Origin of the sequence: Pseudomonas sp. SIMBA_067 (genome assembly GCF_046534675.1) — a bacterium.
Classification (GTDB): Bacteria; Pseudomonadota; Gammaproteobacteria; order Pseudomonadales; family Pseudomonadaceae; genus Aquipseudomonas; species Aquipseudomonas putida.
The window spans coordinates 20,361-37,151 of the sequence record NZ_JAWRYH010000016.1 but is presented as its reverse complement, the minus strand read 5'-3'; the positions used below and the strand labels follow the sequence as shown (position 1 = coordinate 37,151).

The window sequence follows — 16,791 nt, the reverse complement described above, 5'->3', positions numbered from 1 at the left end:
GTACCTGACTTTTGACCAGAGGCAACCATGGACGCGCCTGCACACACACCTTCAACGCCATTACGGCTGACAGACATCCTCCACCCCGTGGTGGCGGGGCTCGTTTCAGTCATCGTCAACTATGGCGGCACCTTCATCCTGGTGTTCCAGGCCGCCAAGGTTGCCGGGCTGAGCCCGGAGCTGACTTCATCCTGGGTCTGGGCCGTGTCGATCGGTGTCGGCCTCAGCGGCCTGGTGCTGTCCTGGTACAGCCGCGAACCGGTGATCACCGCCTGGTCCACGCCGGCAGCCGCATTTTTGGTCACGGCCCTGGCCACCGTGCCTTACAGCGAAGCCATCGGTGCCTACTTGTTGTCGGCCGCCGGCTTCGTGGTGCTAGGGCTGACCGGGTGCTTCGAGCGCCTGGTGCGGGTCATCCCCGGAGGCGTTGCGGCAGGATTGCTGGCGGGTATCCTGCTGCAGTTCGGCATCGGCGCCTTTGCCGGCCTGTCGGTCGACCCGGCCCTGGCAGGGCTGCTGATTGTGGCCTACGTGGCCTTCAAACGCTTCACCGCCCGCTACGCCGTGGTGGGCATTCTGATACTGGGGCTGGGCTACCTGCTGCTGCAGGGGCAAGCAGGCCTGGCGACGCTGCGCCTGGAGTTCGCCGCACCGGTGTTCACGGCGCCCACCTTCTCCCTCAACGCTGCCCTCAGCGTGGCCCTGCCCTTGTTCCTGATCACCCTCACCGGCCAGTACATGCCCGGCATGCTGGTGCTGCGCAACGACGGCTTCAAGACCAGCGCCAACCCGATTGTCGCGGTCACCGGCCTGGGCTCGTTGCTGATGGCGCCATTCGGCTCACACGCCTTCAACATCGCCGCCATCACCGCGGCCATCTGCACCGGCAAGGAAGCCCATGAAGACCCGGGCAAGCGCTGGGTGGCGGGGATTGCTGCCGGTGCCTGCTACATCCTCGTGGGGGTGTTCGGGGTCACCCTGGCGAGTGTATTCATGGCCCTGCCGGGTACCTTCATCACCACCCTGGCCGGCCTGGCCCTGCTGGGCACCATCGGAGGCAGCCTGGCCAGTGCAATGGCCGATGCCCGCTCGCGCGAAGCCGCACTGATCACCTTCCTGGCGGCGGCGGCCAACATCAGCCTGTTCGGCATTGGCGGAGCCTTCTGGGGGCTGGTCATTGGCCTGCTGGCCTATGCCGTGCTGAACGGGCGCCTGCCTCGCGTCAACCGCTCACCCCGGTAAAAGCTTGCCCCCCCTACCCTGCGCCATGTGCCCACGCCGTTCGACAGGTATCGACATGCCCCACGCTGGCCCCAAGCTACTTACACAGATTGCTGCAGTGCACCTCGTCAGCCATGTGCACATCATGCTGATCCCGGCATTGCTGCCCGTCCTCCCCGGCCTGCTGGGCGTGGGGTTTGTCGAGCTTGGCGTAGCCTTGGCGGTGTTCAACATCGTCTCTGCCCTGGTGCAGGCACCGCTGGGCTATGCCGTCGACCACTACGGCGCGCGCAAGGTGCTCAAGGCAGGGTTGTTGCTGGGCAGCCTCAGTTTCCTGCTGCTGGCGGTCAGCCCCGGCTATCCGGTGTTGCTGGTAACGATGGCCATGGCGGGCCTCGCCAATGGCGTTTACCACCCTGCCGATTACGCGTTGCTGGCCAACGGCATCGAGCAAGGCCGCCTGGGGCGCTCGTTTTCGATCCATACGTTCGCCGGTTTCCTCGGTTCGGCGGTAACGCCAGCGGTGTTTCTCGGCATTGCCGCCGCGTTCGGTACACAGGCAGCCTTGGCAGCGGGTGCAGTGGTGGGTGTTGCCGCTCTGCTGCTGATCTCGGTGCCAGGCAGCGGTGTCTATCAGGTATCCGGGCATGACCGCACAAGTGGCGCTGGGGCTGCCGCTGCGCCGGGCCGCGTGCGCTTGCTCACGCCGATGATCGGCGTGTTGACGGTGCTGTTCATCCTGCTGAACCTGAGTACCAGTGCCATCGAGAAGTTCTCCGTAGCCGCCCTGGTCCAGGGCCAAGGCCTGACCCTGGCCTGGGCGAACACGGCGCTCACGGCTTTTCTGCTGTGCAGTGCAGTGGGCGTTTTGTGCGGCGGGGCCTTGGCTGACCGCACCCGCCGCCATGGCCTGGTGGCCGCCATGGCCTTTGCCCTGGCGGCGGCGCTGACGACGCTGGTGGCGCTGGGGCTGGTGCAGGGCTGGGCATTGGTGGTGGTGCTCGGGGCCATCGGCTTGCTGACCGGGGTCATCGCACCATCGCGGGACATGCTGGTCAAGGCAGCAGCACCACGTGGTGCCGAGGGCAAAACCTTCGGGCTGGTCTCGACCGGCTTCAATATCGGCGGCGCCATCGGGCCGGTTGCGTTCGGCTGGATGCTCGACCAGCGCCTGCCTGAGGGCATCTTCATCGCTTCGGTGGTGTTCATGCTGCTGACCGTGCTGCTGACCCTGGCGCAGGAGGCATATTTCGCCAGTAAGCGTCGCCAGCTGGCTTAGACCCTAGGGCTGCTTTGCAGCCCATTCGCCGGCAAGCCAGCTCCCACAGGACTCCACACTTCTTGAGTGCGGCGCGATCCATGTGGGAGCCGGCTTGCCGGCGATGAGGCCGGTTCAGGTTGATAAAGCTACCGGTTCGGATGCACCACTCGACCGCCTGCCGCTGGCCGATTGATGAACAGCACATCCAGCACACTGTTACGCAACCCCTTCAGCGCATTCCAGTTCGCCGAAGCGTGCACATACCTGTCACGCAACAACCGCTGCTCATCCTCGGTCAGCCGCAGCTGCTCACATTCACCCAGGGCAAACGCATGCAACTTGCGGCTGATCTCCAGCAATTCAAACGGCAACCCATGCTCAGCCTGCCCGCCCAACGGCCCAAACGGCACCCCCGCACGCACCGCCAGCGCGCGCATGACACTCAGGTAAACCCGTGAAAGCTGCCCCGCCACCTGCCGCTCCCGGTACACCGCCGCATACACCTGCTTTTGCGCCTCATCCGGCCGCCCACCGGCAATCGCTTCTTCCCAGGTAATCACCCGCGCGCCAAGGCCGCCAAACGCCGACGCCACCAAGGCGCTGACTGTGCTGTACACGCGGGTCTGTTCAGCGCGGATGCGCAGCGGCACACGCTGTGACTGCGGTTTGCACAGCAGTACCTGCTCTTGCGTACTGTTCGGGTAACCACCACCAATATTCGAATGCACACCCGGCAACACGATGTCGTGACCACTGCTCACCAATGGGAAGTTGTGCCGCTGCTCATCCCCGGCCACCAATTGCACCACGTGCCGGGCAATACCCTCACCCAGGCCCAGGCGCAAGCCGCCATGGCGGTCGTCGGCAGGGTCGAAATCTCCCTGCAACGGCGCAACGATCGCCGCCACGGTGTCGAACAGGCCTATGAAATTGATCGTGATGCCGCAAGCGACGGCCAGCACCCGGCCCCCGTCAGCGTGCAGCAGATTCGCCAAGTGACGCACCGCGGCGGCACCGCGGCTGAAGCCGAACAGGTCGAACTCGACCCCCTCGAGTATTGCGAGCGGATGGGCGTGCGCCCAATCCAGCAGCTGGCCGGCGATACCCTCCAATGCCTCGGTGACTCGCGCTTCGACGCCGGTGCGCCCGCGCCCGGTGGCCGAGGCATACGCATGATCCTCAGCGCCCTCCAAGGTGCCCACCCCTTCGACATAACGGCTGAGAAACGCCATGGCGCCGTCGCCGCTCGGCCCCTCTGCCGGATAAAGCGCGTGCAACAGGGCCACATTGCTCAAGGCGTTGGTGTAACTGGCGCCCTTGCCGGCGTTCGACTCTGTGGGCATCACATTGTGCTGGTTATTACCGGTGCCATCGAAAAACACGCCAAATCTCAAGATCATCGTTGTGCGCCTGCTTGCGTCAAAAACACAAGCAGGCGCCAGGGCGCCGACGCTGAACATCAGCCTATGGCCAGCCATTTGCAGGACAATTCTGTACTTGCATGGCCCAAGGCTGGATAAATTTCCAAGCCGCCATTGGTCGCCACCCCCCCGGATGGATTAAAGTATCACCCCTTGCCAGGGCAGCTGCCTCCAGCCCCGCCTGCGGCCCCATACCAGGAACCGTCACCGATGGAACACCGTGAAGCGCTGACCGCGCTGCGCACCTTTCTTTCTTCGCAGATCCTAGGCCAGGAGAAACTGGTCGAACGGCTGTTGATCGTGCTGCTGGCCGACGGCCACATGCTGGTCGAAGGTGCCCCGGGCCTGGCCAAGACCAAGGCCATCAAAGAACTCGCCGAAGGCATCGAGGCGCAGTTCCATCGCATCCAGTTCACCCCAGACCTGCTCCCGGCCGACATCACCGGTACCGAAATCTACCGCCCGGAAACCGGCAGCTTCGTGTTCCAGCAGGGGCCGATCTTCCATAACCTGGTACTGGCCGACGAAATCAACCGCGCCCCGGCCAAGGTGCAGTCGGCACTGCTCGAAGCCATGGCCGAACGCCAGGTCAGCGTGGGCCGCAGCACCTACGACTTGTCGCCGCTGTTCCTGGTCATGGCCACGCAGAACCCGATCGAGCAGGAAGGTACCTACCCCCTGCCCGAAGCCCAGCTCGACCGCTTCCTGATGCACGTAAAAATCGGCTTCCCCGACGCAGCCGTGGAGCGGCGTATCCTGGCGCAGGCCCGTGGCGAAGCGCTGGGCGGCGAAACCAAGCCCGAGCGCCGGGTCAGCCAGCAGGCCATCTTTGCCGCGCGCAAGGAAATCCTAGGCCTGTACATGGCCGACGCGGTGGAGGAATACCTGGTGCAGCTGGTGATGGCTACCCGCACCCCGGCCAAGTTCGACACCGAGCTGGCCGACTGGATCGCGTACGGCGCCAGCCCACGCGGTTCCATCTCGCTGGACCGCTGTGCGCGTGCCCACGCCTGGCTGGCCGGGCGTGACTTCGTCAGCCCAGAAGACATCCAGGCCGTGCTGTTCGACGTGCTGCGCCACCGCATCATCCTCTCGTTCGAGGCCGAGGCGGCGGGGATCGACCAGGACCGCGTGGTCCAGCGCATCCTCGACGTCGTCGCCGTTGCCTGAGCCCATGCCCACCGCGCAGCTGGCCGAACCCGGCATCCGCATCGGCCTTGCCGAACTGATCGACATGCGCCACCGCGTGCGCGAAATCCAGCTGTTTTCCAAGCCCGGTCAACGCAGCCCGCTGGTGGGCCTGCACCACTCCAAGCTGCGTGGACGCGGAGTGGACTTCGACCAGGTGCGCGTGTACCAGGCCGGCGACGATGTGCGCAACATCGACTGGCGGGTCACTGCACGCACTCAGGAACCGCACACCAAGCTGTTCCACGAAGAGCGCGAGCGGCCAATCTTCATCCTTGTCGAACAAAGCCAGCGGCTGTTCTTCGGTTCGGGCCTGCTGTTCAAGTCGGTACTGGCGGCCCAGGCCGCGGCCCTGTTCGGCTGGGCCGCACTGGGGCACAACGACCGCATCGGCGGGCTGGTATTCGGCGACAACGACCCCCACGAAATCAAGCCTCGGCGCAGCAAGCAGAGCCTGCTGCAACTGCTCAACCGCCTGGCCAAGGTCAACCAGTCGCTGCATACCGAAGCCGTGCCGCAGGCTGACAGCCTTGGCCTGGCCTTGCGCCGGGCCCGCGAAGTACTGCGCCCGGGCAGCCTGGCCATTGTCATCTGTGACGAGCGTTCGTTGAGCGCACAGTGCGAACAGCACCTGGCCATGCTCTCGCGTCACTGCGACCTGCTGCTATTGCCCGTATCCGATCCGCTCGACCACGCCCTGCCCGCCGCCGGCCTGTTACGCTTCGCCCAGCGCGGTGCGCAGCTGGAGCTCGACACCCTGGACGCCAACCTGCGCCAGGCTTATCGCAAGCAGGCCGAGGCACGCATCGAGCGCTGGGAGCTGATGGCCCAGAAGCTGCGCGTCGTGCTGATGCCACTTAGCACCCAAAGCGACATGATCGAGCAGTTGCGCGAATACCTGAACGCCCAGCGGCCAAGGAGCGCGTCATGAACCCGCTCGACCAGTTGCATCCGCTGATCGACCCTACGCCTGTCGGCCTGTGGCCGCCGGCACCCGGCTGGTGGCTGCTGCTGGCCGTGCTGCCATTGCTGGGTTGGGGGCTGTGGCGGCTGCGCCGCTGGCGCCCGGGCAAACGCCGCATCGTGCGCGCCGAACAACCCCTGGACCCGGTGCGTGTGGAAGCCCTGGCCGAGCTGGCACGCCTGCCGCGCCCGTACGACGGCGCCCCGGCCGGCGCCTGGCTGCAACAGATCAATGCCCTGCTCAAACGCCTGTGCCGCAGCCATTATCCGGGTGCCAACAGCCACACCCTCAACGGCCGCCAGTGGCTGGCATTTCTCGACAACCGCTGCCCGGCCGCCGGCCTGACCCGCTGGATGGTGCTGGTCGAGGGCGCCTACAAGCCCGAGTGCAAGCTCGACGACAAGGCCATTGTCGGGCTCAGCCAGGCCGTCGAAACCTGGATCCGCAAGCATGTTTGAACTGGCCTGGCCGTGGGTCTTCGCCCTGTTGCCGCTGCCTTGGCTGGCGCGCCTGCTGTTGCCAGCCGCCGACAGCGGGGAGCCGGTGCTCAAGGTAGGCTTCCTCAACGAACTGGAAAGCCTGGCCGGGCGCCGCGCACGCCTCAACTTGCCCACCTGGCGCCAGCAGGCGCCGTTCGTGGTCATCTGGCTGTTGCTGCTATGCGCCGCCGCCCGCCCGCAATGGCTGGGCGAACCGGTACCGGTAGCTGCCAGTGGCCGCGACCTGCTGGTGGCGGTGGACGTGTCCGGGTCGATGGACTTCCCCGACATGCAGTGGCAAAACGAAGAGATCAGCCGCCTCGACCTGGTCAAGGCACTGATGGGCGACTTTCTGCAAGACCGTGAAGGCGACCGCGTGGGCCTGATCCTGTTCGGCAGCCAGGCGTACCTGCAGGCGCCACTCACCTTCGACCGGCGCACCGTGCGCACATTCCTGATCGAGGCGCAGATCGGCATCGCCGGTAAAAACACCGCTATCGGCGACGCCATCGGCCTGGCGGTCAAGCGCCTGCGCCAACGGCCGGCCCAAAGCCGGGTGCTGGTGCTGATCACCGACGGCGCCAACAACGGCGGGCAAATCCACCCGCTGACCGCTGCTCGCCTGGCCGCCCAGGAAGGGGTACGCATCTACACCATCGGCATTGGCGCCAACCCCGACGCCAGTGGCACCCCCGGCCTGCTTGGCCTCAATCCCAGCCTGGACCTGGATGAGGCCTCACTCAAGGAAATCGCCGACATCACCCACGGTGCCTATTTCCGTGCCCATGACGGTGCCGAGCTGGACGCCATCGGCGACGCCCTCGATCAGTTGGAGCCAGTAGCACAGCAACCGACCCAGGCACGCACGGCCCAGGCCCTGTACGCCTGGCCCCTGGCCCTGGCCCTGCTGCTCAGCGTGCTGCTGGTGGTGGCCGTGCAATGGCCCGACAACCTGCTGCAACGGCTGATGCGCAAGCCGCGGTTCCTGCAGCCACACCCGGAATGGCGCCAGCGCCTGAAGCGCCTGCGTCTGAGGAGGCGGCGATGATCGATCTTTGGCCCCAATGGCTGCGCCCGCTGTGGTTGCTGGCCGTGCCCCTGCTCGGCTGGCTGCTGTACAAGCTGTGGCACAGGCGCAAGCGCGCCGGGCGCTGGCAGATGATCTTGCCGCCCGCCTTCCATGGCGTATTGCTGGGCGGTGGCAGCGGCAGCACCAGCAAGCTGCCGTGGATAGCACTGGGCCTGGCCTGGGCGCTGGTGGTCCTGGCCCTGCTCGGGCCCAGCTGGCAACGCGTGGAAGAAAGCCGCCAACGCCCGGCCGACCCGCTGGTGATCTTGCTGGAGCTGACCCCACAGATGCTCGCCGAAGACAGCCCGCCCAACCGCCTGGAGCAGGCCCGGCGCAAGGTCCTCGACCTGCTCGAACACCGCCGCGACAGCCAGACCGCGCTGGTGGTGTACGCCGGCTCGGCGCACACCCTGGTGCCGCTGTCCGATGACCTGGCCACCACCCGGAACCTGCTGGAGTCCATCGACCCGTCGATCATGCCAAAACCCGGCCAGCGCGCCGACCTGGCCGTGCAAAAGGGCCTGGCCCTGCTGGCCCAGAGTGGCCTGGGCCAAGGCCGCTTGCTGCTGATCGGCTCGTCGCTGAGCGCCCCGGAACGCCAAGGCATCAGCCAGGCACTCGGCCGCCAGGGCCCGAGCCTGCTGATGCTGGGTATCGGCAGCCGCGAAGGCGCCCCGGTGCGCCGGGCCAGCGGCGAATACCTCAAGGACGACCAGGGCGGTATCTTGCTGCCTCGGCTGGACAGCGCCAGCCTCAAGGGCTTCATCAGCGGCACTGGCGGGCGCTACCGGCATGCCCGCATCGACGACCTCGACCTGCGCGGCCTTGGCCTGTTCGACAACCCCCGCACCGCGCGCAATGACGGCCAGACCCTGCAACTGGACAGCTGGGCCGATCAGGGTTACTGGCTGCTGATCCCGTTGTTGCTGCTGGCCGCCTGCGCCGGCCGTCGTGGCTGGCTGTTCTGCCTGCCACTGCTGCTGGCCTTGCCACAGCCCAGCCAGGCCTTCGAGTTCAACGACCTGTGGCTGCGCCCCGACCAGCAAGGCCAGCGCCTGCTGGAGCAAAACCGCCCGGCCAGCGCCGCACGCCACTTCCAGGACCCGCAGTGGCGCGGCATGGCCCTGTACCAGGCTGGCGACTATGCAGGTGCCGCCGAGGCGTTTTCCCAAGGCGATACCGCCGCCGCCCACTACAATCGAGGCAATGCCCTTGCCCGCAGCGGTGAACTGGAAGCCGCCCTGGACGCCTACGAGCAAGCCCTGGAGCGCCAGCCAGACCTGCAACCCGCGCTGGACAACCAGGCGCTGGTGCAACAAATGCTGCAACAGCGCGAGGCCAAGGCTGAAGAGCAGCCGGCCAACGGCGATGCCCAAGGTACCCCCGGCAGCGAAACCGAGGGCAACAGCAGCTCGGCCAGCAGCCCCGCCCAAGGCACGCCCGGCAGCGACGAACAAGCCAACGCCGAACAGCCCGGTGAAAGCAGCAATAACAGCCAGGCCGCGCCCGGCAACCAGGCGGGTGCTGACGACGACGTCATCCAGCCGCCACAGCGCCCGGTATCGACCAACCTCGACACCGAACAGCGCCAGGCCCTGGAACAATGGCTGCGAGAGATCCCCGATAACCCGGCGGAGCTGCTGCGGCGCAAATTCTGGTATGAACAGCAATTGCATCAGGAAACCCCACGATGAGTCGCTTCGGCGTCTTTCTGCTCACCCTGCTATGGGCCGTGCTGGCCCAGGCCGAGCCGCTGCTGCAAGCCAGCGTTGACCGCACCCGCCTGGAAGCTGGCGAGAGCCTGGAGCTGACCCTGGAAAGCCAGGACGTCACCCAGTTCGGCAAGCCCGACCTGCAAGCCCTGGAAGGCGACTTTGAAGTGCGTGGCACGCGCCAGCTGAACAGCCTGCACACCCTCGACGGCGAAACCCGCGCAAGCACCCGCTGGATCATCACCCTGCTGCCACGGCGCAGCGGCAGCCTGCGTATTCCCGAACTGCAGCTGGGCCAGTCGCACAGCCAGGCCATCGAACTGCAAGTGCTGCAGGCCGATGCCAATCGCCAGGACAGCGCCTCGCAAGTGTTCATCGAAGCCACCCTGGACAGCAGCGACGTCTACGTCCAGGCCCAGGCCGTACTGACTCTGCGCATCTACCATTCGGTGGCGCTGTACGACGACAGCAACCTCAGCCCGCTGCAACTGGGGAACGCCAAGGTCGAGCCACTGGGCGAATCGCGCACGTATGAAAAGGAAATCAACGGCGTGCGCCATGGCGTGATCGAAACCCGCTATGCGGTGTACGCCCAGCAAAGTGGCAGCCTCGACATTCCACCGCTGACCTTTACCGCCACTGCCGCCGCCAGCAACGACGAAGCCTCACAGGCCAATGGCACGGCCCGCGCCGGCCGCCAGGTGCAGGTCAGTTCGCTGCCCTTGCGCCTGAACGTGCGGCCGATTCCCGCGGCCTGGCCCGCTGGCGTGCCGTGGCTGCCAGCCCGCAGCCTGACCCTGGAAGAGCACTGGAACCCCGACCCGGGCAGCCAGCAAGTGCAGATTGGCGACTCGCTGACGCGCAACATCACCTTGCGTGCCGAGGGCTTGTCCAGCACCCAACTGCCGCCGCTGCCCGCCACAGAAATCATCGGCCTGCGCCGCTACCCCGACCAGCCGCTGCTGCGCAACGAAATCAGCGAGCGCGGCATGACCGCCAACCGCGAAGAGCGCGAAGCCCTGGTGCCGACCCACGCAGGTGCGCTGACCTTGCCAGCGCTGGAAGTGGCCTGGTGGAACACCCGCGAAGACCATCTGGAACACAGCAGCCTGCCAGCGCGCACATTGAACGTGCAAGACAACCCGGCGCTGAGCGCAGACACCCCGGTGGGCGACAACAGCAGCGCCAGCACCCTGCTGTGGCCTTGGCAACTGGCCACACTGCTGTTCGCCCTGACCACCGTGCTGGGCTTCGCCCTGTGGTGGCGCGCCCGCTCGCGGCCGGCGGTGCTGCGCGCGGCGCAAAACGGGCCAAGCCCGCGCACATTGCTGGACGACCTCAAGCGTGCGTGCCAGGCAAACGACCCGCAGGCCACACGCCAGGCGCTGGATGCGTGGGCCCGGCAACAGCCGGAAACCCTGGCCGAGATGGCTGCGCGCTTCGTGCCGTTGTCGGATGCGCTGGATGGGTTGAACGGGGCGCTGTACAGCGAAACCGGGCAGTATTGGCAGGGTGAGGATTTGTGGCGGGCGATTGGCACCATTCCGCCGGCTGAGCAGGTGTTGCTGCCGACGAGTGACAGCGGCAGCTTGCCGCCGCTCTATCCCAAGTAGGCCACCAGGGTGTTCGCCACAAGGTTTTCAGCGCCTGTGGGATCGAGCGCCGCGCGGGCGGCGCTCGATCTCACAGGCGCCAAACATCTCCAGGCAGACACCTCTCAGCCCCAACCTTGGGTTACCATACCGCCCTTTCCCCGCTTGTCCGACTCGACACCAACAGGTCATCCATGCGTCTGTTTCATACCTCCGACTGGCACCTGGGCCAAAGCCTGCACGGCCAGGAACGCGACTTCGAACACGCCTGCTTCCTCGACTGGCTGCTCGGCCAGCTGCGCCTGCGCCAGCCCGATGCACTGCTGATTGCCGGCGACATCTTCGACACGGTCAACCCGCCGGTCAAAGCCCAGGAGCGCCTCTACGACTTCATCGTCCAGGCCCATGAGCAACAGCCCAAGCTGGATATCGTGATGATCGCCGGCAACCACGACTCCGGCTCGCGCATCGAGCTGCCCGCCGCATTGATGCGGCGCCTGCGCACCCATGCCCTGGGCCGTGTGCACTGGCTGGACGAAGGCCAGCTGGATGCCGAGCGCCTGTTGATCCCACTGACCAACGGCCGCGGCAAGGTCGCCGCATGGTGCCTGGCCCTGCCCTTCCTGCGCCCGGCCGAGGTCACCGGCCCGAGCCTGGGCGACGACTACCTGCAAGGCATCACCCAGGTCCACCAGCAACTGATCACCGCCGCGCAAGCCAAGCGCAAGAAAGACCAGGCGCTGATCGCCATCAGCCATGCGCACATGGCCGGTGGCTCGGTGTCGGAAGACTCGGAGCGCAGCCTGATCATCGGCAACGCCGAGGCACTGCCGGCCAAGCTGTTCGACAAGGCCATCAGCTATGTCGCCCTGGGCCACCTGCACAAACCGCAGAAGGTCAACCGCGAAGAACGCATCCGCTACAGCGGCTCGCCAATCCCGCTGTCGTTCGCCGAAATCAACTACCCGCACCAGGTGCTGGAAGTGGAGCTGGACGGCACCGAACTGGTCAGCGTCGAACCGCGCCCGGTACCGCGCGCGGTGGCCCTGCAACGGGTTGGCCCGGCACCCCTGGGCGAACTGCTGCAACAACTGGCCGACCTGCCCGTGATCGACCTGCTCGAAGACCCCAACCGCCAGCCCTGGCTGGAGGTGCGGGTGATACTGGACGAGCCGCAACCCGACCTGCGCCAGCAGATTGAAACTGCACTGGAAGGCAAGGCCGTGCGGCTGATCCGCATCAGCGCCGAATACGCCGGCCGCAATAACGCCGAAGACGATGACCTGGCCTTTGTCGAGCTTTCCCAGATGACCCCGCAAGACCTGTTCAGCCGCGCCTGGGAGCAGGCTTACGGCAACCCGGCAGATGAGCAGGCGCTGGCCGACTTTGCCCTGCTGTTGCAGGACGTGCAGCAGGAAGAGGAGCAGCCATGAAGATTCTCGCCATTCGCCTGAAGAACCTGGCATCGCTGGCCGGCCCGGTCGAAATCGACTTCACCGCAGAGCCCTTGGCCAGCGCTGGCCTGTTCGCCATCACCGGGCCAACGGGGGCCGGCAAAAGCACCCTGCTCGACGCCCTGTGCCTGGCGTTGTTTGGCACAGTGCCACGGCTGAACGACATCGGCCGCGAGGCCAAGGTGCCCGACGCCGACGGCGAAATCCCCACCTACGACCCGCGTAACCTGCTGCGCCGTGGCACCGGCAGTGGCTTTGCCGAGGTCGATTTCGTCGGCATCGACGGCCGCCGCTACCGCGCCCGCTGGGAAGCCAACCGCGCCCGCGACAAGGCCAACGGCAAGCTGCAACACAGCCGCCAGAGCTTCTACGACCTGGACAGCGAACAGGTGCTGGGCAGTGGCAAGAACGAATACAAGCAACTGGTCGAGGCCCGCCTTGGCCTGAACTTCGAGCAGTTCACCCGTGCGGTAATGCTGGCCCAGAGCGAGTTCGGCGCTTTCCTCAAGGCGGACGACAAAGAGCGCAGCGAGCTGCTGGAAAAACTCACCAATACCGCCATCTACACCCGCCTTGGCCAGCGTGCCTTCAGCAAGGCCCGTGAAGCCGGCGAGGCCCACAACGCCCTCAAGGACCGCGCCAGCCACCTGCTGCCGATGGCCGCCGAAGCCCGCACCGACCTTGACCAGCGCCTGGAGCAGGCGCAGCAGCAGTTCAAGGCCGACCAGGCTGGCGAGCGCCAACTGGAACAGCAACGCAACTGGCTGAATGAACAACGCCAGCTGCAGGCCCAACATGCCGAAGCCGGCACCGCGCTACAGGCCGCCGAACAAAGCTGGCAGCAACTGGCCGAACCGCGCCTGGACCTCGTTCGCCTGGAGCGCCTGGCCCCCCAGCGCCACCAGTTCCACCGCCAGCAGGCGCTGACTGCGCAACTGGCACCCGTGGCCGCGAAAATCGCTGAGCAACAGCAGCAGCAAGCCGAGCTGCAGGTGCGCACCCTTGAGCTCGAACAGGCGCTGGGCGCCGCACGCCAGGCGCTTGCCGACAGCCAGGCCCAGCATGGCGAAAACGCACCGCGCCTGCGCCAGGCCTTTGCCGCCCAGGACAACCTGGCGCGCCTGGACCAGGAACTGGCCGCGCAGCGCAGCACCAGCCAACAGGCTGAACAGCAGGTCGCCGACGGCCAGCAGCAGTTGCAGCAGCTTGAAGACAACCAGCAGCGCAGCCTGCAGCAACTGGCCCAGATCGACACCGCGCTGGCCGACAGCCAGCACCTGGCAGGCCTGGCAAATGCCTGGCACGCCTACCTGCCACAGCTGAAGCAGGTGATGCTGATCGGTGGGCGCCTGGCCAAAGGCCGTGAAGAACTGCCCGGCCTTCAGGCCCAAGCCAGCCAGGCCAATGCACACTTGCAGGCCGAGCGCGACGCCTACGACCTGCTGTTCCGCGAAGCCAAGGCCGAACCGCAGGCCCTTGCCGAGCAAATCGACCTGCTCGGTGGCATGCTGCAGGACAACCGCAAGCAGCAGCGCGCCGTCGAAGAACTGTCGCGCCTGCATGGCCGTGAACAAGAGCTGCGCCAGCAGCTGCATGCCGTGCGCGAACGGCAGCAGCAGGCCATGCAGCAACGCCAGCAACTGATTACCGAAGGCACCGCCGCCAAGGCCGAGCTGGAAGCCGCCGAGCAAGCGCTGAACCTTACCCGCCAGCTGCTGGAACGCCAGCGCCTGGCGCGCAATACCAGCGTCGAAGAACTGCGCGGCCAACTGCGCGATGGCGAACCGTGCCCCGTGTGCGGAAGCGCCGAACACCCGTTCCATCAACCCGAAGCGCTGCTGCAAAGCCTGGGTCGCCACGATCAGGCCGAAGTAGACGCCGCGCAGCAGCAGGTCGAAACCCTCGGCAGCAAGCTGGTAGAGCTGCGTACCCAGCTGGGTGTGATCAACGCCCAGCTCAAGGACTACCAACAACAGCAGCAGCAACTGGGCGAACAGCTGCAACCGTTGGTGGCCGAGGTACAGGCGCACAGCCTGTGGCCTGCCCTCGCCCCGCAGGACGACAAGGCCCGCAGCACCTGGCTCGACAGCCAACTGCGGCGTCTTGAAGAAGAAATCAGTCACGACCAAAAGCGCCAGAGCGCCCTGCTCACCCTGCAAAAAGATGCATCCCGCCTCAACCAGCAGTTGCAGGCCGCCCATGAAGCGCAACAACAGGCCCAGCGCCACCTGGAGCACCAGCACCAGGCCCTGGCCAACGACGAGCAGCAACTGCAGCAAGGCCTGAACGGCCTGACCGGCGTGCTGCCTGAGGAAGCCGTCAAGGCCCTTAACGACGACCCGGCCAATGCTTTCCTCGCCCTGGACCAGCAGATTGCCCAACGCTTGCAACAACTGGAGCAACGCAAGGACGAACAGGAAGAACAACAAGCCCGCCAGGCCCAGTTGGACAAGCTACGCGACCAACAACAAGCGCGTGTGCAAGGCCAGCAGCAATTGCAGCAGAATCTGGCCGCCCTCGACGCGCAACGCCAGCAAGCGCAGGCCTCGCTCGGCGAACTGCTCGGCGAACATGCCAGCGCCGAAGCCTGGCAACAACACATGGACTGCGCGCTGGAACATGCCCGCGCCCTCGACGCCGACACCGCACAACGCCTGCAAGACCTGCGCACCCAGGGTGTGCAACTGGCCAGTGAGCTCAAGGCCAACGCCCAGCAGCAACAGGCGCTGGACGCCGAGTGCCAGCAGTTACAAGGGCAGATCGCCCAGTGGCGCAGCGAGCACCCGGAACTGGATGACGCAGGCCTGGATCGCCTGCTGGCCATGGACGATGCGCACGTCAGTGAACTGCGCCAGCACCTGCAAAACGCCGAGAAATCCATCGAACAAGGTCGCGTACTGCTGCAGGAACGTGAACAACGCCTGCAACAACACGCCGCACAAATGACCGTGGACACCTCGGCCGAAGCCTTGGAGCAAGCCCTGACCGAGCTGCGCGAGCGCCTGGCCGGCCACGAGCAGCAGTGCGCCGAACTGCGTGCTCAGCAGGCCGACGACCAGCGTCGCCAGCAGGCACACCAGGCGTTGGCGGCAGAAATCGAACAGGCCCATCAGCAATGGCAACGCTGGGCCCGCTTGAACGCCCTGATCGGCTCGGCCTCGGGTGATGTGTTCCGCAAGATCGCCCAGGGTTACAACCTCGACCTGCTGCTGCACCACGCCAACACCCAGCTGCGCCAGCTGGCCCGCCGCTACCGCCTCAAGCGCGGCGGCAGCGCCCTCGGCCTGCTGGTGCTGGACACCGAGATGGGGGACGAACTGCGCTCGGTGCACTCGCTGTCGGGCGGGGAAACCTTCCTGGTCTCGCTGGCCCTGGCCCTGGGCCTGGCTTCGATGGCCTCCAGCACGCTGCGCATCGAATCGCTGTTCATCGACGAAGGCTTCGGCAGCCTCGACCCCGAGTCGCTGCAACTGGCCATGGACGCCCTCGACGGCTTGCAGGCTCAGGGCCGAAAAGTGGCGGTGATTTCCCACGTGCAGGAAATGCACGAGCGCATCCCGGTGCAGATCCAGGTGCGTCGCCAAGGCAATGGCCTGAGTGACGTGGAGGTGTGCGGGTGATCCTCTACTCGTTCCGCCGCTGCCCCTGGGCCATGCGCGCGCGCCTGGCCTTGCGTTATGCCGGGTGCGAGGTGGAAATCTGTGAGGTGGCGATGAAGAACAAGCCGCCAGCACTGCTGGCCTTGTCGCCCAAGGGCACAGTGCCAGTGCTGGATACCGGTGCTGGCGTGCTGGAGGAGAGCCTGGACATCATGCGCTGGGCGCTGACGCAAAACGACCCGCAAGACTGGCGACTACAGGCCGACCCTGCGGCGGCGCAGCAGGCTGAAGCGCTGATTGCGCGCAATGACAGCACATTCAAGGCGCAGGTGAACCTGTACAAGTATGCCGAACGCTACCCGGAGCACTCCCGCGAGCATTACCGCCAGCAGGCTGAAACCTGGCTGGCGGAGCTCGAAGGCCTGCTGGCCGGCCGGCCCTACCTGCTGGCCGACCACCCGAGCATTGCCGATGCCGCGTTGCTGCCCCTGATGCGCCAGTTTGCCGGGGTCGAACCGCAGTGGTTCGCCGAGGCGGCTTATCCGCGGGTGCGGAGCTGGCTGGAGTGGTGGTTGGCTTCGGAGCTGTTCAGGTCAGTCATGGCCAAATGAGTTCACGCGATCCCTCGTAGGAGACCGCACAAGGCTCAGTGCTGCTGTTTGCCACTCAACGCCGCATGGAAATTGGCACTCTGGCGCAGGTACTGCTCGGTGTAGCTGTGGGTGGCAGAAGCCTTGCTGCTGTCGGCATGGGCATGCGCCGGCAGTACGACCGATGCGGAAATGGCGGATGCGGCAATAACCGGGAAGAGATTGAAGTTCATCTGGGCTG

Annotated in this window: 13 protein-coding genes; 11 read left to right on the top strand and 2 right to left on the bottom strand. The window is 66.0% G+C overall.

Annotation, left to right across the window (positions count from 1 at the left end; all coding sequences use genetic code 11):
- Positions 1 to 27: 27 nt before the first annotated feature.
- Positions 28 to 1,242 (top strand): benzoate/H(+) symporter BenE family transporter, encoded by a 1,215-nt coding sequence (locus tag SB765_RS25675; RefSeq protein ID WP_284399910.1) that lies wholly within the window; start codon positions 28 to 30, stop codon positions 1,240 to 1,242.
- A gap of 55 nt (positions 1,243 to 1,297) precedes the next feature.
- Positions 1,298 to 2,500 (top strand): MFS transporter, encoded by a 1,203-nt coding sequence (locus SB765_RS25670; RefSeq protein ID WP_410932131.1) that lies wholly within the window; start codon positions 1,298 to 1,300, stop codon positions 2,498 to 2,500.
- A 128-nt stretch (positions 2,501 to 2,628) separates the two neighbouring features.
- Here SB765_RS25670 and SB765_RS25665 read toward each other — a convergent pair whose 3' ends face one another.
- On the bottom strand, positions 2,629 to 3,882 hold the full coding sequence (locus SB765_RS25665; protein WP_410932130.1) for a T6SS phospholipase effector Tle1-like catalytic domain-containing protein: 1,254 nt from the start codon (positions 3,880 to 3,882) through the stop codon (positions 2,629 to 2,631).
- A gap of 231 nt (positions 3,883 to 4,113) precedes the next feature.
- On the opposite strand from SB765_RS25665, the gene SB765_RS25660 reads away from it, so the two are divergent.
- From SB765_RS25660 to SB765_RS25620, 9 genes are all read left to right on the top strand, one after another.
- On the top strand, positions 4,114 to 5,073 hold the full coding sequence (locus tag SB765_RS25660; RefSeq protein ID WP_016500830.1) for an AAA family ATPase: 960 nt from the start codon (positions 4,114 to 4,116) through the stop codon (positions 5,071 to 5,073).
- A gap of 4 nt (positions 5,074 to 5,077) precedes the next feature.
- Complete coding sequence (locus tag SB765_RS25655) at positions 5,078 to 6,022, top strand: DUF58 domain-containing protein (protein ID WP_016500831.1); 945 nt, start codon at positions 5,078 to 5,080, stop codon at positions 6,020 to 6,022.
- Positions 6,019 to 6,513, top strand: a complete 495-nt coding sequence (locus SB765_RS25650) for a DUF4381 domain-containing protein (RefSeq protein ID WP_016500832.1) — start codon at positions 6,019 to 6,021, stop codon at positions 6,511 to 6,513. Before SB765_RS25655 ends, SB765_RS25650 begins: the two co-directional genes overlap by 4 nt.
- Positions 6,506 to 7,582: a vWA domain-containing protein gene (locus SB765_RS25645; protein WP_410932129.1), complete on the top strand. Its 1,077-nt coding sequence runs from the start codon at positions 6,506 to 6,508 to the stop codon at positions 7,580 to 7,582. The genes SB765_RS25650 and SB765_RS25645 overlap by 8 nt, the downstream gene beginning before the upstream one ends.
- Positions 7,579 to 9,297 (top strand): vWA domain-containing protein, encoded by a 1,719-nt coding sequence (locus tag SB765_RS25640; RefSeq protein ID WP_341797990.1) that lies wholly within the window; start codon positions 7,579 to 7,581, stop codon positions 9,295 to 9,297. The genes SB765_RS25645 and SB765_RS25640 overlap by 4 nt, the downstream gene beginning before the upstream one ends.
- Positions 9,294 to 10,928: a BatD family protein gene (locus SB765_RS25635; RefSeq protein ID WP_410932128.1), complete on the top strand. Its 1,635-nt coding sequence runs from the start codon at positions 9,294 to 9,296 to the stop codon at positions 10,926 to 10,928. The genes SB765_RS25640 and SB765_RS25635 overlap by 4 nt, the downstream gene beginning before the upstream one ends.
- A gap of 173 nt (positions 10,929 to 11,101) precedes the next feature.
- Positions 11,102 to 12,340, top strand: a complete 1,239-nt coding sequence (locus tag SB765_RS25630; RefSeq protein ID WP_049277543.1) for an exonuclease SbcCD subunit D C-terminal domain-containing protein — start codon at positions 11,102 to 11,104, stop codon at positions 12,338 to 12,340.
- On the top strand, positions 12,337 to 15,981 hold the full coding sequence (locus SB765_RS25625; RefSeq protein ID WP_410932127.1) for an AAA family ATPase: 3,645 nt from the start codon (positions 12,337 to 12,339) through the stop codon (positions 15,979 to 15,981). Before SB765_RS25630 ends, SB765_RS25625 begins: the two co-directional genes overlap by 4 nt.
- The gene (locus SB765_RS25620) at positions 15,978 to 16,571 is read left to right on the top strand and encodes a glutathione S-transferase (RefSeq protein WP_410932126.1); all 594 of its coding nucleotides are present in this window, start codon (positions 15,978 to 15,980) and stop codon (positions 16,569 to 16,571) included. The genes SB765_RS25625 and SB765_RS25620 overlap by 4 nt, the downstream gene beginning before the upstream one ends.
- A gap of 35 nt (positions 16,572 to 16,606) precedes the next feature.
- Here the strand turns inward: SB765_RS25620 and SB765_RS25615 are convergent, their stop codons facing one another.
- The gene (locus SB765_RS25615) at positions 16,607 to 16,783 is read right to left on the bottom strand and encodes a hypothetical protein (RefSeq protein WP_016500839.1); all 177 of its coding nucleotides are present in this window, start codon (positions 16,781 to 16,783) and stop codon (positions 16,607 to 16,609) included.
- Positions 16,784 to 16,791: the final 8 nt, after the last annotated feature.